This window comes from Halomonas sp. TG39a, from assembly GCF_000744395.1.
Taxonomy (GTDB): Bacteria; Pseudomonadota; Gammaproteobacteria; order Pseudomonadales; family Halomonadaceae; genus Vreelandella; species Vreelandella ventosae_B.
Map to the genome: position 1 here is coordinate 2,931,828 of NZ_JQLV01000001.1, position 24,474 is coordinate 2,956,301.

Annotated in this window: 21 protein-coding genes and 1 pseudogene; 6 read left to right on the plus strand and 16 right to left on the minus strand. The window is 57.4% G+C overall.

The genetic code is table 11. The features are described from left to right. Window positions 1–182 precede the first annotated feature (182 nt). A complete protein-coding gene (fabF, locus tag U738_RS13115; protein ID WP_035581235.1) occupies window positions 183–1,448 on the plus strand; it encodes a beta-ketoacyl-ACP synthase II in 1,266 nt (421 codons plus the stop codon). A gap of 186 nt (window positions 1,449–1,634) precedes the next feature. On the opposite strand, the gene U738_RS13120 is transcribed toward fabF, so the two are convergent. Then, window positions 1,635–2,012: a winged helix-turn-helix transcriptional regulator gene (locus U738_RS13120; RefSeq protein ID WP_035581237.1), complete on the minus strand. Its 378-nt coding sequence runs from the start codon at window positions 2,010–2,012 to the stop codon at window positions 1,635–1,637. Window positions 2,013–2,189: 177 nt separating this feature from the next. Here U738_RS13120 and U738_RS13125 point away from each other — a divergent pair, with 177 nt between their 5' ends. Then, on the plus strand, window positions 2,190–3,203 hold the full coding sequence (locus tag U738_RS13125; RefSeq protein WP_035581240.1) for a zinc-dependent alcohol dehydrogenase family protein: 1,014 nt from the start codon (window positions 2,190–2,192) through the stop codon (window positions 3,201–3,203). 72 nt (window positions 3,204–3,275) lie between these two features. Here U738_RS13125 and U738_RS23475 read toward each other — a convergent pair. The 10 genes and pseudogenes from U738_RS23475 to U738_RS13170 all read right to left on the minus strand — a co-directional run. Continuing rightward, window positions 3,276–3,398 (minus strand): annotated as a pseudogene (locus U738_RS23475) (IS30 family transposase); the annotation flags it as partial. Between the two features lie 34 nt (window positions 3,399–3,432). Further along, on the minus strand, window positions 3,433–4,554 hold the full coding sequence (locus U738_RS13130; protein ID WP_035581243.1) for a Gfo/Idh/MocA family protein: 1,122 nt from the start codon (window positions 4,552–4,554) through the stop codon (window positions 3,433–3,435). 74 nt (window positions 4,555–4,628) lie between these two features. Further along, entirely contained in the window at window positions 4,629–6,131 is a 1,503-nt protein-coding gene (locus tag U738_RS13135) for a CoA-acylating methylmalonate-semialdehyde dehydrogenase (RefSeq protein ID WP_035581246.1), read from the minus strand. A gap of 28 nt (window positions 6,132–6,159) precedes the next feature. Then, entirely contained in the window at window positions 6,160–7,062 is a 903-nt protein-coding gene (gene iolE, locus U738_RS13140; protein WP_035581250.1) for a myo-inosose-2 dehydratase, read from the minus strand. Between the two features lie 31 nt (window positions 7,063–7,093). Next, on the minus strand, window positions 7,094–8,941 hold the full coding sequence (gene iolD, locus U738_RS13145) for a 3D-(3,5/4)-trihydroxycyclohexane-1,2-dione acylhydrolase (decyclizing) (protein WP_035581252.1): 1,848 nt from the start codon (window positions 8,939–8,941) through the stop codon (window positions 7,094–7,096). Between the two features lies 1 nt (window position 8,942). Next, window positions 8,943–10,901: a bifunctional 5-dehydro-2-deoxygluconokinase/5-dehydro-2-deoxyphosphogluconate aldolase gene (locus U738_RS13150; protein ID WP_035581254.1), complete on the minus strand. Its 1,959-nt coding sequence runs from the start codon at window positions 10,899–10,901 to the stop codon at window positions 8,943–8,945. A 100-nt stretch (window positions 10,902–11,001) separates the two neighbouring features. Then, complete coding sequence (locus tag U738_RS13155) at window positions 11,002–11,799, minus strand: TIM barrel protein (RefSeq protein WP_035581256.1); 798 nt, start codon at window positions 11,797–11,799, stop codon at window positions 11,002–11,004. Between the two features lie 9 nt (window positions 11,800–11,808). After that, window positions 11,809–12,699 carry an ATP-binding cassette domain-containing protein gene (locus tag U738_RS13160; protein WP_035581258.1) on the minus strand — a complete coding sequence of 297 codons (891 nt, stop codon included), beginning with the start codon at window positions 12,697–12,699 and terminating at the stop codon, window positions 11,809–11,811. Window position 12,700: 1 nt separating this feature from the next. Beyond that, on the minus strand, window positions 12,701–13,831 hold the full coding sequence (locus U738_RS13165) for an ABC transporter permease (RefSeq protein WP_035581260.1): 1,131 nt from the start codon (window positions 13,829–13,831) through the stop codon (window positions 12,701–12,703). Window positions 13,832–13,885: 54 nt separating this feature from the next. Further along, window positions 13,886–14,836, minus strand: coding sequence for a sugar ABC transporter substrate-binding protein (locus tag U738_RS13170; RefSeq protein ID WP_035581262.1), 951 nt, complete (start codon window positions 14,834–14,836; stop codon window positions 13,886–13,888). 238 nt (window positions 14,837–15,074) lie between these two features. Between U738_RS13170 and U738_RS13175 the strand changes: the two genes are divergently transcribed. The 4 genes from U738_RS13175 (at window position 15,075) to U738_RS13190 (ending at window position 18,716) form a co-directional block, all read left to right on the plus strand. Then, the gene (locus U738_RS13175) at window positions 15,075–15,938 is read left to right on the plus strand and encodes a MurR/RpiR family transcriptional regulator (protein WP_035581265.1); all 864 of its coding nucleotides are present in this window, start codon (window positions 15,075–15,077) and stop codon (window positions 15,936–15,938) included. A gap of 43 nt (window positions 15,939–15,981) precedes the next feature. Then, window positions 15,982–16,977 (plus strand): inositol 2-dehydrogenase, encoded by a 996-nt coding sequence (gene iolG / locus U738_RS13180; RefSeq protein ID WP_035581267.1) that lies wholly within the window; start codon window positions 15,982–15,984, stop codon window positions 16,975–16,977. A gap of 86 nt (window positions 16,978–17,063) precedes the next feature. Next, window positions 17,064–17,870: a 5-deoxy-glucuronate isomerase gene (iolB, locus tag U738_RS13185; protein WP_035581269.1), complete on the plus strand. Its 807-nt coding sequence runs from the start codon at window positions 17,064–17,066 to the stop codon at window positions 17,868–17,870. Between the two features lie 54 nt (window positions 17,871–17,924). After that, window positions 17,925–18,716, plus strand: a complete 792-nt coding sequence (locus U738_RS13190; RefSeq protein WP_231896800.1) for a sulfite exporter TauE/SafE family protein — start codon at window positions 17,925–17,927, stop codon at window positions 18,714–18,716. A gap of 11 nt (window positions 18,717–18,727) precedes the next feature. Here the strand turns inward: U738_RS13190 and U738_RS13195 are convergent, their stop codons facing one another. From U738_RS13195 to U738_RS13215, 5 genes are all read right to left on the minus strand, one after another. After that, on the minus strand, window positions 18,728–19,621 hold the full coding sequence (locus U738_RS13195) for an EamA family transporter (RefSeq protein ID WP_035581272.1): 894 nt from the start codon (window positions 19,619–19,621) through the stop codon (window positions 18,728–18,730). Further along, a complete protein-coding gene (gene phnX, locus U738_RS13200; protein WP_035581273.1) occupies window positions 19,618–20,436 on the minus strand; it encodes a phosphonoacetaldehyde hydrolase in 819 nt (272 codons plus the stop codon). Before phnX ends, U738_RS13195 begins: the two co-directional genes overlap by 4 nt. Then, window positions 20,436–21,584, minus strand: coding sequence for a 2-aminoethylphosphonate--pyruvate transaminase (locus U738_RS13205; protein ID WP_035581276.1), 1,149 nt, complete (start codon window positions 21,582–21,584; stop codon window positions 20,436–20,438). The genes phnX and U738_RS13205 overlap by 1 nt, the downstream gene beginning before the upstream one ends. A 74-nt stretch (window positions 21,585–21,658) precedes the next feature. After that, entirely contained in the window at window positions 21,659–23,353 is a 1,695-nt protein-coding gene (locus U738_RS13210; RefSeq protein ID WP_035581279.1) for a putative 2-aminoethylphosphonate ABC transporter permease subunit, read from the minus strand. Next, window positions 23,350–24,474, minus strand: a complete 1,125-nt coding sequence (locus U738_RS13215; RefSeq protein ID WP_081899102.1) for a putative 2-aminoethylphosphonate ABC transporter ATP-binding protein — start codon at window positions 24,472–24,474, stop codon at window positions 23,350–23,352. The genes U738_RS13210 and U738_RS13215 overlap by 4 nt, the downstream gene beginning before the upstream one ends.

The following is a 24,474-nucleotide window of genomic DNA, read 5'->3' on the forward strand; positions in this document are numbered from 1 at the left end:
CGAAGTGCAATTAGACCTGCACCGATTCAAGAATTTACGACAGGTTCTGGCAGCTACACAGCGTTCTTCAGCATCTCTGTCAAAGATCAGCATGCGAGTCAATATTACAACAAGTTGACTCTGGCACCTCGCCAGAACCAAGAACGCTGCAGATATCACGAATAGTTCATAAGGAGTCCAGTATGACTACACGGCGAGTAGTAGTAACCGGCCTTGGGCTGGTTTCCCCCTTGGCTGTCGGAGTGGAAGCTAGCTGGTCAAGGCTTTTGAATGGCCAGTCAGGTATTAGACGGTTGCCTGACACAATGGCGGATGACCTGGCGGTCAAAATTGCCGGGATTATTCCCGATCACCTGAAAGATCCAGAGGCCGGATTCAATGCCGATAACTTTGTGCCGGTTAAGGATCAGCGCAAAATGGATCGCTTTATGCTGCTTGCGCTGGCAGCCGCGGAGGAAGCCGTTGCCCAGGCCGGGTGGTATCCCACGCAAGCTTACGAGCAAGAGCGTACTGCAACAGTTATTGCATCTGGGGTGGGTGGTTTTCCAGCCATTGCAGATGCCGTTCGCACGACGGACACCCGAGGCGCACGTCGCCTGTCTCCTTTTACCGTGCCTTCGTTCTTGGTCAATCTGGCTGCTGGTCATGTCTCTATTCGATATGGCTACAAAGGGCCTATCGGGGCGCCGGTAACCGCTTGCGCCGCCAGCGTCCAGGCGATTGGTGACGCAGCAAGAATGATTCGGGCCGATGAGGTGGATGTCGCCATCTGCGGTGGAGCCGAGGCCTGCATCAACGAAGTTAGCCTGGGGGGCTTCTTGGCCGCTCGCGCGCTGTCTACCCATTTCAATGACACGCCAACACAGGCCTCCCGCCCTTTTGATAGCGCCCGGGATGGCTTTGTGATGGGCGAAGGCGCAGGGCTTCTGGTCATAGAGGAGCTTGAGCATGCGCTTGCCCGTGGCGCGACGCCCCTCGCTGAAATTGTCGGCTATGGCACCACGGCGGATGCTTATCACATAACGTCAGGCCCCGAGGACGGCAGTGGCGCCCAGCGAGCAATGTCAAACGCGCTCGCGCAGGCAAAACTGCAACCCGTCGATATCCAGCACCTCAACGCCCACGCCACTTCTACTCCATTAGGAGACAAAGGAGAGCTCGCGGCTATCAAAAGCACCTTTGGTGACAAGGTGGCCGTCAGCGCGACCAAGTCGGCGACCGGTCATTTGCTAGGAGCGGCCGGGGGCCTGGAGGCGATTCTGACCATCCTGGCGCTGCGTGACCAGATTGCGCCGCCCACCCTCAACCTGGAGAATCCCGATCCTGCTAGCGAAGGGCTTGATTTAGTGCGGGGGTCAGCGCGCCAAATGTCGATGGAGCACGCTATATCCAATGGCTTCGGCTTTGGTGGCGTCAACGCCAGCGTCATTTTCCGGGATTGGAAATGATGCAAGAAGCTCTCTTACATAGCAGCAAATGCGAACTGTAAATCGATGAAATCGTAACAAAAGCGTTGCCCCAAAGAGCAACGCTCCCTCTTTATTAATCGTACCTGCGAGCCGACAAGGTTAAAAATCAAAAACACGGTTTTGTCTAACCTTTACAGGTAGGTTCCCTATTATGAGCGGCTCTGGTCATGCATTTTCAGCCTGCTCTCCAAGGGATTCGCGACGCATAAAGGCCCAGTCAATCAATGCCTCTAAAGAGGGGCCGAGCGCGATACCCATCTCGGTTAACGTATATTCCACCTTTGGCGGAACTTGCGGATAAACCATCCTTGAAACAATGCCGTCTTTCTCCAACTGTCGAAGCTGTTGGATGAGCATCTTCTGGTTGACACCGTCGACACGACGTTCCAGCTCGGAAAAACGTAACGGTTTCTTTGCCGCAAACAGCTGAATAATAATGACAATTTTCCATTTCCCTTCAAGCACTCGTAAGGCTTCGCTGGTTGCGGAAGCCCAAACGAGCTGCTGTTCAGGGTCTTCGCAACGCCAATCTCGATCCGTCATACTTACCTTATGGTGGGTATTGCACTTTTTAGTAGGTTCTTGCGCTTATGTTCGCTTGTCTCTATTTTGCTGTAAAGCAACTTAGAAGGCTAGGTACAGGAATGAAAATCGGCGCTGAGGCGGCCGGCACTCTTCAAGTGTTTATGTATCCAATTATTCCACGCAAGGAGAAGATAGATGCAAGCTGTCAGATGGACATCTGCTGAAAAGCCAGACCTGGAACACCATGACGAACCAACGCCGACCCCAACAAACCATGAGGTGCTCGTTCGCGTTCATGCTGCCTCGCTGAACTTTCGTGACCAGGTGATCTTGAATGGTCAATATGGTGGGCCAACCAAGAAAAACGGTATCCCTCTATCTGATGGGGCGGGTGAAGTCGTCGCGGTTGGCGATAGTGTCACCCGAGCTAACGTCGGTGATCGGGTATCCGCAAGTTGCAACCCACACTGGGTCGGTGGCCCCATGCAAGCGGAGTATCATTTGAATAGCTTGGGAATATCGGCAGATGGGTGGTTGTCCGAGTATATTCTCATGCATGAAAATGCCGTTGTGCATTTGCCTGACTCCCTATCCTACATTGAAGCCGCATCGTTGCCATGCGCAGCCGTTACGGCTTGGACAGGCCTCAATCTGTCATCCCCCCTTCAGCCGGGTCAAACCGTTCTGGTACAGGGCACTGGCGGTGTCGCGCTTTTCTCGCTCCAGGTAGCACGGATGTTCGGTGCGCGCGTCCTGGCAATCACGTCTAGCGATGAGAAGGCCGAGACACTGAAGACATTGGGTGCCGAGTCGGTTGTTAACTACAGCACCTTCCCGGACTGGGATCGCGAGATTCTCAAGCTGACCAATGGCAAGGGTGTCGACAAAGTCGTCGATATCGCGGGTGAGAAAACCATCGTCAAATCTGCAGCCTCGTGTCGAATCGGTGGGGAGATTGCGTTAGTTGGATTCACAAGCGGTGTCGGCGGTGGTCTGCCTCCCATCGACATACTGTCACGCTCTCTCCGAGTTGCTGGCACGGCCATTGGCCCTCGGCTTAATTTCGAAGCGCTGCTCGCAGCGATGGGCCAGCATGAAGTGAAGCCGGTCATTGATCGGGTTTACCCGTTCGCAGAATACCGTGAGGCCTACCAGCGCCTTGCCAGCGGTAGTCATGTCGGCAAGATCGTGATTGACGTGGCGCATTAATCCCAAAAACCTCTAAAGAACTGACGACCAATTAGAAAGGCTCAATCTGAGTGCAACACGCTCATTGGATGGTTGACGGAAGGCCGCACTAAAGCCTGCCACCGCTGAAGTAACGGTGGCATCGTCCATTTTAGCTAGTATTAGATGGCCACTGCTGAGTTCTAACAAGGTGTCTACTGCGGGCGCATTGTTCTGGAGTCAGCCCCACAAGGGCACGGGGCTGCTGATATTATACGTGAACCCACTGCCCCGACTGATCTGACCTTTCGATGGCATCTATCAAGCGATTAACCCGCGCGGCTTCGCGGAAGTCTGGATAGAGGGGACGGTCGTTGATGATGCCTTCGACCAGATCGCGCACCTCGATAATCTTCTGATCGTTATAGCCCAGACCGTGCCCCGGTGCGGGGCTGAAGGCCGCATAGTCGGGGTGTTCGGGGCCCGCTAACAGGGTGGTAAATCCGCGCCTGCCGTGGGCATCGCCGTGGCGATATAGCTGCAGCTCGCTCATGCGCTCCTGGTCAAACACAATGGCGCCTTTGGTACCCGTTAGCGTGTAGGCCAAGCCCATTTTGCGGCCAGCCGCCACCCGGGAGGTTTCGATATTGCCGATTAACCCCTGATCAAAACGCAGCATGGCCTGGGCCTGGTCGTCGTTTTCTACTGGGGCCATTCCGCTACCGTTAGCATTGGGGCGCGTGGCAATAACGGTTTGTAGCTGGCCGCATACTTGGATGATGCGCTGCCCGGTTAAAAACTCGGCCATATTGAGAATATGCGAGCCCACATCACCTAACGCACCGGCACCTGCGGTCGCCCGCTTGGTATGCCAATCGTGGGGCTTTTCCGGGTCGAGCAGGTAATCCTCGTTGTGCCGCCCACGAAAATGAATCAGCTCACCAATTTCACCGCTGGCAACAATCTGGCGGGCCAGCTGGGTGGCGGAATTGCGAATATAGTTAAAGCCCACCAGGGTTTTGACACCCGCCTTTTCAGCCGCGGCGACCATTTCGTTCGCGTCTGCCGTGCTCAGCGCCAGCGGCTTTTCGGCGTAGACATGCTTACCAGCGGCAATGGCGGCCAGGGCCATCTCTTTATGCAGGAAGTTGGGCGCGCAGATATCCACCACGTCCACCTCACTATCTTCCACCAAGGCGCGCCAGTCGTCGGTGGCGCGGGCAAATCCCCAGGCCCGCGCTCGGCTCTCTGCCGTGGCGAGGTCGACATCCGCCAGCAGTTCGCAAACGGGTTTAGCGGGCAGTTCAAAAACGCTGGACGCCGCATTAAAAGCAATGGCGTGGGCTTTGCCCATAAAGCCGGTGCCGATTAGGCCAATGTTGAGGGTTTTCATTGTGATTATCCCTGTTTTAAAACAATAACGCCGGGCTGGGCCCGGCGTTGAATGATGTCGTGCCCGTAGACTGCTTACATGGTCGGCATGGTGAAGTGGTTGGTCTCTTCACGGATGCCGCTGGGCCAGCGTTGGGTAATGGTTTTCATACGGGTATAGAAACGCACACCGTCGGGGCCGTGCATATGCAGCGGGCCAAACAGCGAGCGCTTCCAACCGCCGAAGCTGTGGAACGCCATGGGCACCGGAATTGGTACGTTAACGCCGACCATGCCGACCTGGATCTGCTCACAGTACTGACGCGCCGCATCACCATCCCGGGTAAAGATCGCCGTGCCGTTGCCGTATTCATGAGCGTTGATCATGCTGACCGCGTCGTCGAAGCTGGCCACGCGGGCAATCGCCAGCACCGGGCCAAAGATCTCCTCGGAGTGAATACGCATGCTGGGCGTCACGTGGTCAAACAGGCTGCCGCCGATAAAGTAGCCATCGCCTGCGCCGTCAATCGTGGTCTGGCGACCGTCGACCACTAACTCTGCGCCTTCATCCACGCCGGTTTGGATATAACCCGCCACTTTTTCGCGGTGCTCGCGGGTGATCAGCGGCCCCATATCGTTATCCGGGCCATCGACCAAGCCAGGCCCGACTGTCAGCTTATCAAGTTCGACCACCAGTTTTTCGCGCAGGCGGTTGGCGGTCTCTTCGCCAACGGGTACGGCTACCGAAATCGCCATGCAGCGCTCGCCTGCTGAGCCATAGGCTGCCCCCATCAGGGCACCCACGGCTTGGTCGAGATCCGCATCGGGCATGATCACCATATGGTTTTTGGCGCCGCCCAAGGCCTGAACACGTTTGCCATGGGCTGAGGCGGTAGCGTAGATATACTCGGCGATGGGCGTGGAGCCCACAAAGCTCACTGCCTGAACACGCTCATCGGTGAGCAGCACATCCACCGCCTCTTTATCGCCATTGATAACGTTGAAGACACCATCCGGCAGTCCCGCCTCTTTAAGCAGTTCGGCTAAGCGCAGCGGCGTAGAGGGGTCTTTCTCCGAAGGTTTCATGACGAAGGTGTTGCCGCAGGCCAGAGCAATGGGGAACATCCACATGGGTACCATGGCGGGGAAGTTGAACGGCGAGATACCGGCGCACACGCCCAGCGGCTGCATCATCGAGTAGCTATCAACGCCGGTGCCGACGTTCATGGAGTGCTCGCCCTTCTGCAGGTGGGGAATGCCGCAGGCAAACTCGACCACTTCCAGGCCCCGGGTCACTTCGCCTTTGGCATCTGAAAATACCTTGCCGTGCTCGCTGGAGATCAGTCGCGCCAGCTCATCGGTGTGCTCCTCAACCAGCGCTTTAAACTTAAACAGAATACGCGCGCGCTTCAGCGGCGAAGTTTTAGACCAGGCGACAAAGGCCTCATCGGCGATGCGCACTGCTTCGCGGGTTTCATCGGCGGTAGCTAGTGCTACCTGAGCGCTCTGCTCACCGGTGGCCGGGTTATAAACCGGCGAAGTGCGCTGGCTCTGACCGGCAGAGAGCTGACCATTAAGATAGTGGGATAGCGTCTTCATACAAGCTCCTGATTAAAAGCGGTGCTGTTTAGCTGGCAACGTCGAAGCCTGCCTGCTCGGCAAGTTGGCGTAGGTTGCGGTAACCCAGGCGGGCGTAAGTCAGCGGATGGGCAACTTCCGGGTCTTGTTCGGCTTCAACCACTAACCAGCCCTGGTAGCCCTGTTCGCACAGGTGGGTTAAGGCGGGCAGGAAATCCACATTGCCATCCCCCGGCACCGTAAACAGGCCGTCTAACACGCCGTTTAAAAAGCTTTTGTCGCGGTTACGCACCGAATCCAGTACCGGGAAGCGCAGGTCTTTGCAGTGCACATGGTGGATACGCTGGCTGTAGCGTTTGGCGATGGCGAGCGGGTCGCCGCCAGCACCGCGCAAATGACCAAAATCAAGCAGTAGTCCCACGCCTTCGCCGGTGTTATCCATTAAGCGTTCAACGTCGGCCTGGCTTTCGATCACCGTGCCCAAATGGTGGTGATACACCAGTTGAATGCCCTGGGATTTCAGGTAGTCGCCCACCACCTCTAAACCACTCAGCAGGCGCTGCCACTCTTGCTCGGATAGATGCGGACGCTGGGAGAGCGGGCACTCCTGATCACCATGTACACAGTGGGTGACTTCACACAGCACCATCACCTTCGCGCCGCACTCCTTGAGCAGGTTCATGTGATCCTGAATGGCGTCAATCTCTTCTTCAGGCGTGCGCTCCAGCAACTGCGCGGAATACCAGCCCGATACAAGCGCCAAGTCGTGGGCGCTAAGCACCTGATTCAAGGCGTCAGGCGTTCGGGGAAACTTGTTACCTAATTCAAAGCCGCTAAACCCCGCTTCGCGGCCCTCTTTCAAACAGGTTTCCAGTGGTGTTGCGCCGCCCAGGCTGGGCAAGTCGTCGTTCGTCCAGGTGAGCGGGTTGATGCCTAAAGTAACCGTTGGCATAGCGTATTCCTTATGATTATGTTTGTTGGTATTAATGGCGTTGGAGCTGTTTGGCTTCGCGGTACCCTTGATAGGCTTTATTGACCGCTTCACGCTCGGAAACCTCGGGCACGGCCACCTCCCACCAGGCGCCGCCTTCTTGGGTGCTGGGTAACGGGTCGGTGTCCAGGGCAATCACATAGGTCGAGGTGGCGCTGCGAGCACGCACCAGCGCCTGCTCCAATTCCGCAATACCGGTCACCGATTCAGACTCACAGCCCAACGCTTTGGCGTGAGCGGCAAAATCGGTTTTGGGAGCGCCGGCCTCCACAGTGCGGCAATCTTGCAGAAGGTTGTTGAACCCCGCGCCGCCTGTGGCCTGCTGCAAGCGGTTGATGCAGCCATAGCCGCGGTTATCCAACACCACCACAATCAGCTTGTGGCCCAGCATCACCGAGGTTGCCAGCTCCGAGTTGTGCATCAGGTAGCTGCCATCGCCGACCATCACCACCACTTCCCGCTCTGGCTTGGCCATCTTGACGCCCAGCCCGCCTGCTATTTCATAGCCCATGCAGGAGAAGCCGTACTCCACGTGGTAGCTGCCGGGGCCCGAGCATTGCCAGAGTTTATGCAGCTCGCCGGGCAAGCCACCGGCGGCGCATACCACGGTGGTATTGCTGCCTGCCTGGCGATTGACCGCGCCGATCACCTGGGCATCGGTGGGTAGCGCCAGCCCTTGATCGTCGGTCACGTTGCGCACTATTTCGGCCCACTCGCGCTTGAGCGTTCCGGTTTGTTCGCGCCACTCATCGCTGCCGCGCCATTCGCCCAGCGCCGTGACGAGTTGGCCCAGCCCGATCAAGGCGTCGCAGCTAAGCGGCAGCGCTTGATGCTTGAGGCTGTCGAAGCGGCCAACGTTTAGGGAAATCAGTGTTTTATCGCTGCCTTCAAACAGCGCCCGGGAGCCGGTGGTAAAGTCCTGCAGCCGCGTACCCACCGCCAGAATGACATCCGCCTGCTCCGCCAATTGGTTAGCAGCTGCGCTGCCGGTCACCCCAATGGCCCCCACCGCGCAAGGGTGGCTATCGGCCAACGCCCCTTTGCCTGCTTGGGTTTCGGCTACGGGGATGCCGCGTGCTTTGGCAAACTCGGCCAAGGCGTCGCAGGCAGCGGCGTAATGCACGCCGCCACCGGCAATGATCAGCGGGCGCTTGGCCTGTTGCAGCGCGGCGATGGTTTGGCGAAGCTCGTAAGCATCCGGTGGCGAGCGGCGAATGCGATGCACCTTGGGAGCAAAAAAGGCCACCGGATAATCGTAGGCAAAGGTTTGCACATCCTGAGGCAGCGCCAGGGTCGCAGGGCCGCAATGCTCCGGGTCAAGCAAGGTGGCCATCGCCTGGGGCAAACTGGTCAGCAGCTGTTCCGGGCGGTTAATGCGGTCGAAGTAGCGCGACACCGGTCGAAAACAGTCGTTGACGCTAATGGTAGGGTCGCCAAAGTGCTCCACCTGCTGGAGTACCGGGTCGGGTTCGCGGGTGGCAAAGGTGTCCCCCGGCAGCAGTAGGATCGGCAAGCGGTTGGCGTGGGCGAGGGCTGCGGCGGTGACCATATTGGTCGCCCCCGGGCCTATCGAGCTGGTCGCGGCCATTAAGCGCTGGCGATTATTGGCTTTGGCAAAGGCAATCGCCGCGTGGGCCATGGCCTGTTCGTTGTGAGCGCGAAAGGTGGGCAGCGTGTCTTGCACGTGGTAAAGCGCTTCCCCCATTCCGGCCACATTGCCATGACCAAAAATCGCAAACACGCCTTCAAACAGCGCCACTTCTTGGCCATCCACCTCTATACGTTGTGCAGCAAGGTACTTGACCAACGCCTGGGCCATGGTGAGTCGAATGGTGCTCATTTTACGCCTCCTCCGTGTGAGACAGCGTTTGCGGCTGCGCCTGCCTTAATTGCCGCCACGCCTTTATCAGCTCGGCATAGTTCTGGGCGACCCGCTCTACCAAGCGGGCATCGTCGATACGCCCGGCTAGCCAATCACGACTCGCGCTGGCAAATAGCGTGCGCCCAACGGTGAAACCCTTACAGCAGGCATGATTGGCCGCTGCTTCGAAACCGCGTTTCATGTCGTCCATGGGGGCGTCTAGCCCAAGCAGCACAACCCCACGGCAGTAGGTATCTTCCCGCTCAATGGTGTCGCCAACCGCCTGCCAGGCAGCGTCTGACATGGCAGGTAGCTTCCACCAGTCTGGGCGAATACCCAGGTTGTAGAGCCGCTGAAGGCTGCGCGGCAAGGTGGTGTCGTCATTGGGCATGTCGGCGGGCGGAATGACTTCAATCAGCAGCTCCAGCCCATAAGCACAGGCCGCCTGGTAGAGCTGACGCAGACGCTCCTCCTGCTCCAGGCGCAGCGAGAGTTCATCGTCGGGATGATAGAACACCAGACATTTAATGATCTGCTCTCTAGGCCAGTTGCGCAGGCAGGCACCTAAATCATCGCCATGCTGGAAGCGCAAAGGTCGTGAGCCAGGAAGCTCCACTGGTCGACCAATCCACCAGCCTTTTCCACTGGCTTGATTGAGCGCTTCCTGACCCAGCACGTCGTCGACCAGAATCGCGGGCGTGGAAATACCGCCCAGCTTTGCGCCCTCTTCGGCGGCGGTGACCAGGAGTTTTTTGAGTGCTGGCAGGCGCGCGCTGTCGGTATACGCTTCGCGGGCCATGTCGGTGAGCTGACGGCGGTGGTCGAATGCCAGGCCCAGCACTTCGGGCCACTGCGCAGGCACTCGGGTAGTGACCCGGTGCAGATGATTCAGGCGTTTATCGATATCCGGACGGGAAACCTCGTCGCGGCGTGCCAGATAATCAAACAACTCGTCCTCGGTGGGCATGGCAGGAGCGCAACCGTGGCGGGAGACCACCAGCGCGCCGCAGGCATTGGCATAACCGGCGCTGGTTTGCCAGGGTTCATTGCGCAGCCAGCCGCGTAGCAAGCCACTCATAAAGGCATCCCCGGCACCCAGCACATTGAGCACCTCGACCTGTACGCCCTTAACTAAAATGCCGTCTTCAATACGGTCAGGAATGGCGCCTTCAAACACCACACAGCCCATGGGCCCCAGCTTGCATACCAGAGTGGCTTCGCTAACCTCACGTACCGCGCGCAGAGCCGCTAAGGTGTCCGTGCTGCCGCCGGCAATATGAAACTCTTCTTCGGTGCCTACAATCAGGTCAAAGTCCGGCAACCAGCGTTGAAGATCTGTAGTGACTTTTTCATCGGCGATAAAACGGGTTTCACCATCGCCGGGATTGGTCAGCCCCCATAGTACGGGGCGATAGTCGATGTCCAGCACCCGCTTCACGCCATAATGGGCGGCGGCGTCCAGTGCCTTGCGACACGCCCGCCGGGTGGTATCGGTAGAAAGATGCGTGCCGGTAATCGCTAGCGCCTTGGCCCGGGCGATAAATTCAGGGTCGATGGCCTCGGCGTCAATGGCCATATCAGCACAGTCGCGGCGATAAAATAGCAGCGGGAAGCTTTCACGGTCTTTTAAAGCCAGCAGAACCAGGCCGGTGTGGCGCTCGGGGTCGGTTTGAAGCGCGGAGGTATCCACGCCCACCCGCTCCAGCTCTTCGCGCACGAAGTTGCCCATCTGCTCGTCGCCGACCCGCGAGAGCATGGCGGATTTCAACCCGAGGCGAGCGGTGCCGTAGGCCATATTGCCCGAGCTGCCGCCTAGGTACTTGGCAAAGCTGGCCACGTCTTCTAAACGACTGCCAATCTGCTCGGCGTAAAGATCGACCGCCACGCGTCCAAGACAAATCAGGTCAAGCGGTCGGTGTTGACTATTGTTATTCAGCATAAATGTCTCCCCACGTCACAAATTCGTGGTACTAGTCACAGGATGGCACTGGGCATAAAAGTGTCTTGGCTGGCAATCGATAAGGCTTATCAACCGTGGCTTAAAGTGAGAAAGCGGCACGGAATCGGTCGAGCGCGAGGTCGTCATCCCCAGAGGCCCAGCCTTCCAGTCCTACGGTGCCGCGATAACCTATGTCGTTCAGCGCTTTGGCGATGGCCGGGTAGTTAATTTCGCCGGTTCCCGGTTCGCAGCGCCCAGGCACATCAGCCACTTGCACTTCACCAATGTACGGCCCACAGCGACGAATCAATTCGATCAAATTACCTTCGCCAATTTGGGCGTGATAAACGTCCAACATGATGCGTAAGCTAGGCCGGTCGACACTCTCCACCAGCGCAAGCACATCCTCCAGGCGCGCAAACGGCACACCGGGGTGATCAACGTCGGTATTGAGGTTTTCAAGCACAAAGGTGACGTCGTTCTGCTCGCCCAGATCCGCCAGCCGATTGAGTGTGTCGCGGGCTTTTAGCCACATAGCGCCAGTCATCTGCTGGCAAGGCTGAACGGGCAACCCATTACCATCTAGCCCGGTGCCGTGAAGGTTAAGGCGCGGAATGCCAAGGCGCTTTGCCACCTCAATCGACTCCGCGGCGGTGCGTAGCAGTTCATCTGCCCCGGCTGCATCCGCTAGGGTGCCGGTGACATAGCCGGTCATGGATGAAAACGTCGCCCCGCTATTGGCCAGTGCGTCAATGTCATGCTTAGTCCAGTCCCAGATTTCGACCTGAAAACCCAGTTCAGAAATACGCTTAACACGCTCCAGCACGGGCAAGTGGCGGAACACCATTTCAGCGCAAACGGCCAGCGTGAACGGGGATGATGGGGTAGGTTTATTCATCATGGCTCCTTAATAGCCGCTCGCCGTTCGCGGTGAAGGGGGTTCAGTGCTGCCTGTTTCATCCGCAGGCTGAGTGTCTTGTTCGGCTAAGCTGGCCTTCTTGGCTTTATCGTCACGCTGGAATTCCGCAAGCTCCGCATCCAGGCTTTCAAGCTCAGCGCCACCCGCCATCATATTGAGCACTTCTTCGCGGCTGACTTCTTCTTTGCGGAATGAGCCCAAACTGCCGCCGCGTGACAATAAGGTGAACGCATCGGCCACTGGGTAAGCATGGTGAACATTGTGGGTAATAAAGATGACCGCAAGCCCATCCGCGCGGGCTTTGGCAATGTAGCGCAGTACGACAGAGGCCTGCTTAACCCCAAGCGCTGACGTAGGCTCATCAAGAATCAGCACTTTAGCGCCAAAATAGACGGCACGGGCAATCGCCACACACTGGCGTTCCCCGCCAGAAAGCGTGCCCACCGGCTGGCTTGGGTCGCGTACATCGATACCGATTTTAGCCATTTCCTCTTTGGCAACCCGGTCGGCATACTTCCAATCAATCCGCTTTAAAGGCCCCCACCCCACCGTCGGTTCGCGGCCCATAAAGAAGTTACGGGTAATCGACATCAACGGCACCATCGCCAGATCCTGAAAAACGGTCGCGATACCGGCGTCGAGCGCGTAAGCCGGGGACTTGAAACGAGCGGGCTTGCCATCCAGTAGCATCTCGCCATGGGTGGGCTGGTGAACACCGGAAAGGGTTTTAATCAACGTTGACTTGCCAGCACCGTTATCCCCCAGCAGGCACATAACCTCACCGGAATAGACCTGCATCGAGATATCACTGATGGCGATGACGCTGCCGAAGTGTTTGCTGACACTGCGCATTTCAATCATTGGAGTGCGTGTAGTCATGTTATTTAGCCTCCATCGCCTTTTTGCGCATGTAGTTGTTGAATAGCACCGCCACCAGCAGCATTACGCCCAGGAAGACCTGGAACCAATCCGTGTTAACGCCGGTGTAAAAAATGCCCATTTGCACCATGCCGAAAATCAGCGCACCGAGGGCCGCACCAATGGCAGATCCATAGCCGCCGGTCAGCAAAGCGCCGCCAATTACTACGGCAATAATGGCCTCCAGCTCTTTTAACAGGCCGCGAATGGTGTCCGCCGAACCGGTATCCATGACCTGTATGCAGGCAAAGATGGTGGCGGAGAAAGCGGTGAACATGAACAGTGAAATCTTGACGCGGTGGACGGGGACGCCCGAATTGCGCGCCGCATTGGCATCACCACCGCTGGCGAAGATCCAGTTGCCGTAAGGCGTGCACAGCAGCACCCAAGTCGCTACAGCGGTTAAACCCAGCCACCAGACAATCGAGACAGGGATACCGGTGACCGTGGGGTTGCCCGCAAAGTTGGTCGCCATCCAGCCATTTTCCGCCATCCAGCTAAATAGTCCCGTAGCGACTTCTCCAGAGAAAAGCGCCGCGAACCAATCTCCGGGGATATGATCCTGCACTCCCCCCACCTGAGTACGTCCCGTCAACAACCGGCTAGTACCAATAGCCAGGCCACGCAGAATGAACAGGAAGCCTAGGGTAACGATAAATGACGGCAACCCCGTTTTATTGACCAGATTGCCGTTAATCCAGCCCACCAGGCCCGCACAGGCGAACGCCAATAAAATAGCGGCCCATAGCGGCCAGCCATACTCCACCGCAGGGATGGCAATCAGAATGCCTGCCAAGCCAATCATCGAACCAATCGAAAGATCAAACTCTCCGCCGATCATCAGCAACGCAGCCGCCGTGGCGATAATGCCGAGCTGAGCGGCGACTTCGAGGAAATTAATAATACCCGCTGGGGTAAACATCCCAGTGCCGCTGGAAGCAGCTATAAAAAAGGCAAGCACCAGCACGGCACCGGCCAGCGCCCCCAGCTCCGGGCGATTAAGCGCCTTCTTCCAGAAAGAGACTCTCTGGATACGCTCATCTTGAGGAGCGGTTGCTGGCGCAACCGACTGTTTCGTTTCAGTAGAATTCATGGCGATCGACCCCCAAGGCCCGACACCGTCGAGCCTTTTTCAATTAGGTAGTTATCAACGGATGCCCTGGCTACTCAGCTCAATGACCTGTGCAGCGTTTTCTTGAGTGACAAACCCTGGGCCGGTGGCAACATCCCCTGCGGGTAGCAGGCCGTTTTTGACGAACTGATCTAGGAACATGACAGGCAAATAACCCTGCATGTACTGCTGTTGGTCGATCGCAAAGTCCAGCTCGCCAGCATCCAAGGCTTCCAAAATACCGGGTGAAAGGTCAAAGGTGCCGAGAGTGAACATATCGGTTGCCCCCTGCTCACGCATGGCCCGAATCATCGGATCAGCGGCCAGTGCACCCAAGGTCAGCACACCACGCACATCACTGTTCTCGTTGAGGTAAGCGACAATGGCATTGCGAATATTGGTGGGGTCGTAGGTGGTCGCTAGCTGCTCAGCATTGCCGTCAAAGCCCTCTACAAAGCCATCACAGCGCTGATCAAGCCCCTGGTTGCCTTGCTCATGGTTAACGCAGACGCCTTTCTCAACGCCCAGTTCCTGCATGCGCTCGGCGGCCTGTTTGCCCGCCTCGTATTCACTCTGCCCAATGTGCAGCCGGGCACCATAATCTCTCGCCACGTCGCCACCGGAGTTAATGGTGATCACTGGGATGCCGTTATCGACAGCATTTTGGACAGCGCCGCCCAGGGCATTTTCGTCAGTAAAAGAGAGGATCAAGCCATCCGGATCCGATGCCACCGCTGCCTGTACAAGTTGCTGCATCTTGGCCATATCAAAGGTCGATGGTGCACGGTACTCCAGCTCAGCGCCTACGAGATCAGCGGCTGCCTCTGCGCCGTTTTTCACCACTGACCAGAAAGGATCAGAGGGGACACCATGGGTCACCATGACGAAACGGCTCGCTTCTTGTTCCGGTTCCTGTGCTTGTGCGGCACCTGCCATTAATGCCGTGGTGGCGGCAGAGGCTAGAAGCCATTGAGATAGACGTGCCATAAAGAATTCCTCATAACGTTATCGTTGTTGGTAGGGAAGTGGCATTAAATGCCTTGGCGCTATGGAATATAGATTCCAAATAGCAATTCTTGCAAATTATTTATTCTATACTTTGGTATAAATGGAATATTTATTCCAATCAACTAGACTGCATAACAACCAGCCACTTTGCTCAGCGCTACTACCCAGGCGTACATGAGTGAATGAGTGGTACATCAGTTAACGCGAAGGAATTTGTATGCCACAGCCACCACAAAGCTACCGCGAGCTGGAAACGCTGATCACCGCCGAGTACGCCACGCTAAGCAAACGCTTACAGCAAACCGCTCGTTTTGTGCTTGATCACCCCCAGGAGGTTGCTCTGGCAACCGTGGCCAAAATTGCTGAGCAGGCAGATGTCACTCCATCCACCTTAATCCGCTTGGCCAATAGCTTGGGCTTTAAGGGTTTTTCCGAAATGCAGCAGCTGTTTCGCAGCCGCCTAGTCGATGAATTGCCTAACTACACAGAACGGATTCGCGCAGTACGTAGCGCCACCGGGGAAACACCCGACAGCACCCAGCTGTTGTGGGAGTTCGCCGATGCCAATCGCGCTGTTCTGGAGCAGCTTCCCAGCCGTATCGATCCAGAGAGCCTGGAGAAGGCGCTGGATATTTTTGAAAAGGCTCATGCGATTCATGTGATGGGCGCACGGCGAAGCTTTATGGTCGCCAGCTACATGACCTATGCATTGGCCCATGTGGATAAACCTGCGCTGCTGGTCAATGGTTTGGGCGGGATGTACGGCGAGCAGCTGCGCGCTATGAGCCAACACGACGCTCTGCTAACGATTAGCTTTTCTCCCTATGCCGAAGAGAGCCAAAAAGCCTGCGAAGACGCCCACCAGCGCGGCCTACCTAGTGTAGTGATTACCGATTCGAACCTTAGCCCGCTGGCCCGTTTCGCGGATGTCGTCTTCGTGGTCAACGAAGCCGAAGTAAAAAGTTTCCGGAGTTTGACCGCGTCGCTCTGCTTGACCCAGACCTTGGCGATTGCCCTGGGCGTGCGGCAAGACAAAACACGCGACAAAGAAAAGGGCCGTGACAAAAAACGTAAGGCCTAAACACCCAAAGCAAGCCAACAGCAAAAACAAAATAGGAGAGCTTATGAAACTCGCACTCATCGGCGCAGGACGCATCGGCAAGGTGCATGCCCAGGCCATTTATTCACACCCAAACGTTACCCTGGCCGCCGTGGCCGATTTTCATCAGCCTGCCGCAGAAGCGTTGGCCGAGCAGTACGCCAGCCGAGCGGCCTCTGTGGATGAAATCTTCGCGGATGACACCATTGACGCCGTACTGATTGCTTCAAGCACGCCTACTCACGCGGAGTATCTGGAGCGTGCCGCCCGCGCGGGCAAGGCTGTTCTGTGCGAAAAACCCATCGCCCTGGATTTAGCCCGCACACGAGATGCTCTGCAGGTACTCAGTGAACATCCGGTGACCTGCGCGTTAGGCTTTAACCGCCGCCACGATCCTCAGTTTTCGGCACTGAAAAAAGCGATTACCGAAGGGCGTATTGGCGCACTTGAAACGCTAACGATTATTAGCCGCGACCCGTCTCCCCCGCCTGCCGAGTACGTGGCTGAGTCCGGCGGCCTGTTCCGAGACATGATGATTCATGACCTCGACATGGCGCGCTGGCTGCTCGATGAACCCATCGAAAGTGTCTTTGCCGTCGGCAGTAGCATTATCGACCCAGCGATTGGCGAAGCGGGTGATGTGGATACCGCCATGGTCACCCTTACCACAGCCAGTGGAAAGCTGTGCCAAATCAGCAACTCACGACGTGCCTGCTACGGCTACGATCAGCGTATCGAAGCCTTTGGCAGCCAAGGCATGCTGCAGGCCCAAAATGAGAGCGACACCCGGCTGCGCTTCACCGGTGAAGCAGGCCAAGTGGAAGACAAACCCAAGTGGTTCTTCCTGGAGCGCTATGCCCAAGCCTACCAACTGGAAATTGGCGACTTTGTCGCCGCATGGAAGGAGAAACGTGCGCCACTCGCAGGTGCCCAGGATGGCCTAGAGGCGTTGCGCTTAGCCGATGCAGCGGAGCGTTCATTGCGTGAAGGTCGCAAAATTCTGCTCGACGCCTCGATCTAAACAGACGCAAACGGGTCTGTGGAGACCCTTCATATCGTTAACGGTTAGCTGCCAACAGAGCAGCTAACCATCAGAAGGAGCGACATATGGCTTCCCTACTGGTACGCCCCACCGCCCCAGATGCCCAAGGCACCGTGATTGACGTGACCCCTGAATCGGCTGGCTGGACGCACGTTGGCTTTCGGGTGCATAAACTCGCCAAGGGCCAACGCCTGGAGGCCAGCAGCGATGATCAGGAAATCTGCCTGGTGCTGCTCACCGGTCGCGCCACGGTAACCTGCGGCGAGCACCGCTTTGAAGATATCGGCCAGCGCATGGATATCTTTGAACAGATCCCGCCCTATGCGGTTTACCTGCCTGACCATGTTAGCTACGCGGTGGAAGCGACCACAGACTTAGAGCTAGCGGTGTGCGCCGCCCCCGGGCATGGCAACCATGCCCCACGGCTCATCGCGCCTGACAACATCAAGCAAAGCACCCGTGGCCAGGGCACCAACACCCGCCATGTTCACGATATTCTGCCGGAAACCGAGCCCGCCGATAGTCTACTAGTGGTTGAAGTATTCACACCCGCGGGCAATTGGTCGAGCTACCCGCCCCACAAACACGATGTGGATAACTTACCCCACGAATCACATCTGGAAGAGACCTACTACCACCGCATTAACCCTGAACAAGGGTTCGCCTTCCAGCGCGTTTACACCGATGACCGCAGCCTTGATGAAACCATGGCGGTGGAAAACGGCTGCTGTGTGTTGGTTCCCAAGGGTTACCATCCGGTGGGCGCCTCCCATGGCTATTCGCTCTACTACTTAAATGTGATGGCGGGGCCCAAGCGGGCATGGAAATTTCACAACGACCCCGACCACGAATGGCTGATGAACGCTGGATAGATCGACACTTCGCCCGCTAACGTTTATCTAATGTTATGCTAATGAGCCCCGCTAATGCGGGGCTTTTTTGTGGTTCATTTTTTTGCGTATCCAGAGGCCTCAATGCTCCCCGACTACTCCGTCATCGCCTGGTTGTTAATTGCGTTTTCCGTTTACCTGACCGGCGTTTCAAAAGGTGGCTTTGCGGGTGGTTTTGGCACGCTCTCGGTACCGCTAATGGCGCTGGCGATCAGCCCCGCCCAGGCAGCGGGCTTACTACTGCCGCTACTGCTGGTGATGGACGTGTTTGCGGTGAAAGCATGGTGGGGCAAGCAATCAAACGCCGAAGTCTGGCGCTTTGTGCCGGGCTTATTCATTGGCGTGGCAGTGGGCACGCTGCTGTTTGGCAGCCTGAGCGAGCAGGGCTTGCGCCTGACACTTGGCGTTATCACTTTGCTGTTCGCCGCTTACATGCTACTCAAGCCCGTCGCCAAAAAGCCCATTTCTTCCCGTTGGGCCCTACCCGCAGCAAGCGTCTGCGGCTTTACCAGCTTTATGGCCCATGCGGGAGCGCCGCCGCTAAACGTGTATCTACTGCCGCGCAAACTCTCTAAAGAGACCTTTATCGCCACCTGCGCGGTATCCTTTGCGGTGGTCAACGTGATTAAACTGGCCCCTTATATGTGGCTTGGTGAGATCAACGTCACCAGCGCTTGGGCGTCGCTGCTGCTAGTGCCCATCGCCTGGATCGGCGTGCGCAACGGCCTCTGGCTACAAAGCCGTGTAAACGAAGCGCTGTTTTATCGATTGGTGATTTTAGCCATGTTTTTGGTCGGTTTTAATCTAATTTGGCAGGCGCTGAAATAGTTATCGCTGACCTAAAGCACCACCAACACCAGCCCCGCCAACATCACCAGCGTGCCTACGGCTTTCGCCCTGGAGGCAGGCTCTTTTAGCCATAGCACGCCCATCAATACGCCCACAGGAATAGACAGCTGGCGCAGCGCCACCACATAACTCACCTCGTCGGTAAGCGCCATGGCGATTAATACCAAGCCATAGGTGCAGGTCATCATCAGCCCGGTAACGACCAGCATGGTCAGCCCCTGCTGGCGGAGCGCAGGCAGGCGGCGTCGCTCTGCCGGTAGCAATGCCAGTAGCGGTGCTGACCAGGTTAGTGTCATCAGCGCTTGCAACACCATAAACACCGCCCCGGCGGTTAAGCCGCTGTGCCCTGCCCCCTGCATTAGCCCGAGGGCCTGCTTGTCGATCAGCGAATAGCCAACGGTGCCTGCTGCCGCTAGTAGCGCAAACCCCATGGCCGGGGTGAGATAGGTGGATATCCTGCGCGCCTGCGGATGGCTAAGCGGCAGGCAAAGCGCGCCTGCCACGACTAGCACCATGCCAAGGCCGTCCCATCTATCCAGCACCCGACTACCCAGCAGCGCAATGGATACCAGCGGCACTAGCACTACCGGCAATGCCCGGGCGATGGGGTAAAGCACGCTGACGTCACCCCGCGCATAGGCCCAGGCCAGGCCGCCCATATAGAGCATTTGGCATAATCCCGAAAGCGCCAACCAGCCCCAGAATGCACTTGGTAACGCAGTGAGCGGCGGCCCAAGCAACACCAGCGGCAGCATCACCGCCCCACCCGCGCCGTAAGCCAGGGTAAAAGAGGCTAACGACGGCGCATTGCGTTTGCCCAACACGTTCCATCCGGCGTGCATACATACCGAGACCAGCACCAGAGCAAGCGCGGCTGGACTCAAGGACGCTCTCCCTGTTGAAGACGTGTATTGATGGCATCGACCACGCTGGGTAGCTCGGCAATGGTCTCAATGCAGTAGTGCGGTGCTGAGGGGGCAAACTGCGCGGCCACCTGCTCGTGGGCGGCGTGGCGCTCGGCATCACTCAACGCTTGATATTGCGCATAGGTTAGCCCCAGCGCATTGCCCGAGCAGGTAAGCGCCACCGTCCACATTCCCGCGCTGCGCCCTTCAAGAATGCCCGGCGTGGTGTCATCCACTTTAATACAGGCAGCCACATCGCTGATGCCTAGCGCGATCACATTGGCCAACGCCTGAGCAGGATACGGACGGCCATTGGGCACCTCATCCGTCGCCACTACGTGATCAACTTGCAGGCCGTTATCCGCAGCCAAAGCAACGACTTTTTCCATCACCACCGCCGGGTAGCCAGAGCAGGAACCGATTTTCAGCCCCTGGGCGCGCAGCGTAGTTAAGGTCTCGAGCGCGCCGGGAATCACCGCCGAGTGGTCGGCAATTTTGGCAATCTGCAGCGGCATAAAGCGCTCGTAAAGCGCCGTTACATCGTTATCAGAAGGCGCGTGGCCTACCGCCTGAACAAAGCGTTCGGCGATGTCCGGGTGATTGCAGAGTGTCCGAATATGATCCCACTTACCCATACCCATGGGGCCGCGAGCTTCTTCCAGGCTAATCGCCACGCCCAACTCAGCAAACGCTTCGACAAATATCTGGGTAGGTGCAAAGGAGCCAAAATCGACCAGCGTGCCTGCCCAGTCACAGATAACCGCTTGCAAGCATTGAGGAGATTGATACTGCATTAGGCGCTCCCTGATTGTGAAGATAGGTGTGGAAAAAGGCTAACGCCCATCTCGGTAAGTGTGCTTTGAATGGCGCTTAGCAGTTGCGCGATCACCGTGGTGCCTAGCTGGCCAATGCAGCCGATGCGAAAACTCTCCACTTCAGTCAACTTGCCGGGATAGATCAAAAACCCGCGCGCCTTTAGCGCCGCGTAGAAAGCGTTAAACTCAAATGCTGGGTCGGTAGGGCTTAAAAAGGTAGTGATGATCGGCGATAGCCATTCGTCTTCTAATAGCGTGCTGAAGCCTAGCGCGCGCATGCCTTTTACCAGCGCATCACGATTGCGGGTATAGCGCGCGCAGCGCCCTGGCACGCCGCCCTCTTCCCGGTGCTGGGCAAGTGCGGCCTGAAAGGCCACCACGGTGTGCGTGGGCGGCGTAAAGCGCCACTGGCCGGTGCGCTCCATATATTCCCATTGGGCATTGAGATCCAGGCTCAACGAGTGAGCGCGCCCTCCACCTGCTTCAAGCAGCGCCTGGCGAATAATCACAAAGCCAAAACCCGGCACACCCTCAATGCACTTGTTGGCAGAAGAAACCAGCACATCAATAGGCGTTTTCGCAAGGCTGATAGGGATGCCGCCAAAAGAGCTCATGGCATCGACGATGAGCGTTTTCCCATGGGAGTGCACCACCTCGGCAATGGCTTCCAGTGGGTTTAAAATCCCCGAGCTGGTTTCGCAGTGCACCAAAAATACCGACGTAATATCAGGATATTGCTCCAGCAGCGCCGCCACTTCATTGGGCTGGGGTGGCAGGTAGTCGCCTTTATCCAGCGTCACGTAACGGCGGCCCATTATGTGGAGCAACTGCGCCGCGCGCTTACCGTAAGCACCATTCATCAGCACCAGCACTTTACCGCTGGGGTCAGTGGCGCAGGCCAGCGCACTCTCCACGGCGAAGGTACCGCTACCCTGCATGGGCACGCAGGCGTACTCATCGCTTGCGGCTTCCGCCATAGCAAGCAACTGGCTACGAATGTCGGCAGTGACCTGGTTAAAGTCATCGTCCCAGGAGCCCCAGTCGCGCAGCATGGCGGCTTTGGTCGCAGGGGAAGTGGTCAATGGCCCCGGTGTTAACAGATAGAGTGCTTCGTTTTGATCGTTCATTTTGGTCTATACCAGATATTTAAAACACTTTAGTCGCAAGTACAACGGGCTGTCTAGGACTGTTCTCGTCTCTCCTAGCCCGCCATACGCCAGCGCTGGGCGTTGTTTAACAACACATGGGTAAGCGCTGTATGCAGCAGCTTCACCACCAGCGAGGTAAGGAAAATCAGCACGGCCATGGCCGCGGCGCTGGCAAAGTAGCCCGCCTCATCCAGATGCAGCACGGCCACCGAGGCCAGCCGTGTGTCACTGTTATAGAGAAACACCACCGCCGATACCGTGGTCATCGCATTGACGAACAGATACACCGATATATCCAGCACCGCGGGCAGCGACACCGGCAGCGTCACCCGGCTGAACGTGATCCAAAACGGTACTTTGAGTGAGGCCCCCACCGCTTCAAACTCGGGATCGAGCTGTTTAAGCGCGGTGACGGAGGTGAGATGGCACACGGTGTAGAAGTGAATCAAGGTATTGAGCACCAGAATCATCAGCGTGCCGTACAGCCAGTTAAACGGGTTGCCCGCCTGATTGAAAAAGAAGATATAGGCAAGCCCCAGCACCATGCCAGGCACCGCCATAGGCAGCATGGCCATAAAGTGTAGCCCTTGGCGCAGCGGGCGGAAGCCTTCACTCTTTTCGATTAGCCAGGCATTAAAGAAGATCACTAACGTGCCCACCAGGGCCACGCTAAACGCTAACTTGAGCGAGTTAAACCATGCCCCCCAGCCACCATCGGCCATGCCTTGGAAGGTATAGTGCTCAAAGGTTATTGATAAGTTGTAGGGCCAGAACTGCACCAGCGACGCATACACCGCGGTGCCGATCACCAGCACAATGGCCCCCGCCACCGCGTAGCAAAGCAGTGTAAATATCCAATCTCGCAGCGGGCTGGGGCTAGGCTGCCACGGCACTGCCCGGGCCGAAAGTTGCGCCACCTGGCGCCGCTGTATCCAACGGTCAACGATAAACGAGAGAACCGCTGGCAGTAGCAGAATCACGCTGACTACCGCGCCCATCTGAAAGTTCTGCTGCCCAACCACCTGGCGGTAGACGTCGGTAGCCAGCACACTGAATTGGCCGCCGATAATTTTAGGCACGCCGAAGTCGGTAATCGCCAGGGTAAACACCACAAACAGGCAGGAAATCAGCCCGTAGCGCACGCCGGGCAACGTAATAGTCAAAAACGTACGCCACTTGGGGGTACCCAGCGCTTCGGCCGCTTCGTAGAGCCGCGCATCGCTGTTGGTCAGCGCGGTGGTCAGCAGCATTAGCGCGTGGGGAAATATCCAGAAGCTCATGCCCATCACAATGCCGATAGGCCCATAAACCGAGTGGCCGGCCAGTAAATCGCGCAGAAACCCCTGATTGCCAAACAGATAGACCAAGCTAATCGCGGGCAGCAGCGATGGCGCCAGAATGGGCAAAATCGCCAACATGCGAAATAGCCGCTTGCCCGGCATGCAGGTTCGAGTGATCCCGTAGGCGCATAAAAACGCTAACCCGACCACCACACCGGTGGTCATCAGCGCCACCCGCAACGAGTTGGCGATCGAATTGACCAGCGCAGGGGTTTGAAAATAGTACGCGAAGTTGGCCAGGCCGATAAAGTCGCCTGCACGGTCTTGCAGGCTCTTGATCAGCATGGTCACGAGTGGGAACAGCAGCCCCACCACCAGCAGTGCAACGCCAGCGAGTAACGCCAACAAGCGGATCAGCGACTCTAGCGATGGCTTGGTCGCCGATTTTACAAAGCTCTCGGCCATCATTGCTGGCTACTCCCGGCTGGGTAAAGACGGGCGGCTTCGGTGGGCAGGTGAATACCTAGCACCTGCCCCTGGTAAAGGTTTAGGTCGGTACTATCGCGACTAGGCACATCGGCAATGAGCGTTTGGTCAGCGTCCGTTAAGCGCAGTGTGACCCGCTGAAAGGGCCCTAAAAACTCGATACCTATCACCTCACCATTCAGCGCTCCCGCTTGACGGCTAAGTGCCACTGCTTCGGGCCGAATGGCCAGTTGGGCGGCTTGGCCCACTTCCAGGGCATGCGGCAGACAAGCGCAGGGCGTGATACCCAGCAGCGCTTGATTATCGCCTTGGGCGGTCACTTCCAGGAAGTTCATGCTGCCGATAAACGAGGCCACAAAGGCGCTGGCAGGCTGATGGTAGATCTCCGCCGGGGTACCCACTTGCTCAATCACGCCGTGGTTCATCACCACGATGCGGTCGGCCATGGTGAGCGCCTCTTCCTGGTCGTGGGTCACCATGATGGTGGTCACCCCGAGGCGCGCCTGCAGGGCTTTAATCTGGCTGCGCAGGTGGCCCCGCACCCGGGCGTCCAACGCCGAAAGCGGCTCGTCCAGCAGTAGCAGGCCAGGCTCGGTGGCCAGTGCCCGCGCAAGCGCCACGCGCTGCTGTTGCCCGCCGGAAAGTGCCGCCGGGTACTTGTTTTCGCTGCCCGTCAAGTTCACCAGCGCGAGCAGCTCACTCACCCGTGCTTGGATGCGTGACCGCTCTACCCGCCGGTTGCGCAACCCATAGGCCACGTTGTTAAACACCGTTAGGTTGGGAAACAGCGCATAGGACTGGAACACAATGCCGAAGTCACGCGCCTGGGTGGGCAGCGTGGAGATATCCTTGTCACGCTGAATAAGCGTGCCCGCGGTTTGTCGGGCAAGCCCCGCAATAGTGCGCAGCAGGGTGGTTTTGCCGCAGCCGGAGGGACCTAAAAAACAGACAAACTCCCCCTCGTTAATGGTCAGGGAAATGTTGTCCAGTGCAGTAAAGGTACCAAAACGCTTGGTCACCGCTTCAATGCGTAAATGGGGCGTCGTGGGGGTCATCACTGTCGGCGCGTCGGCCGCCAGCAGCGATGTCATTGTCGTGTGCAT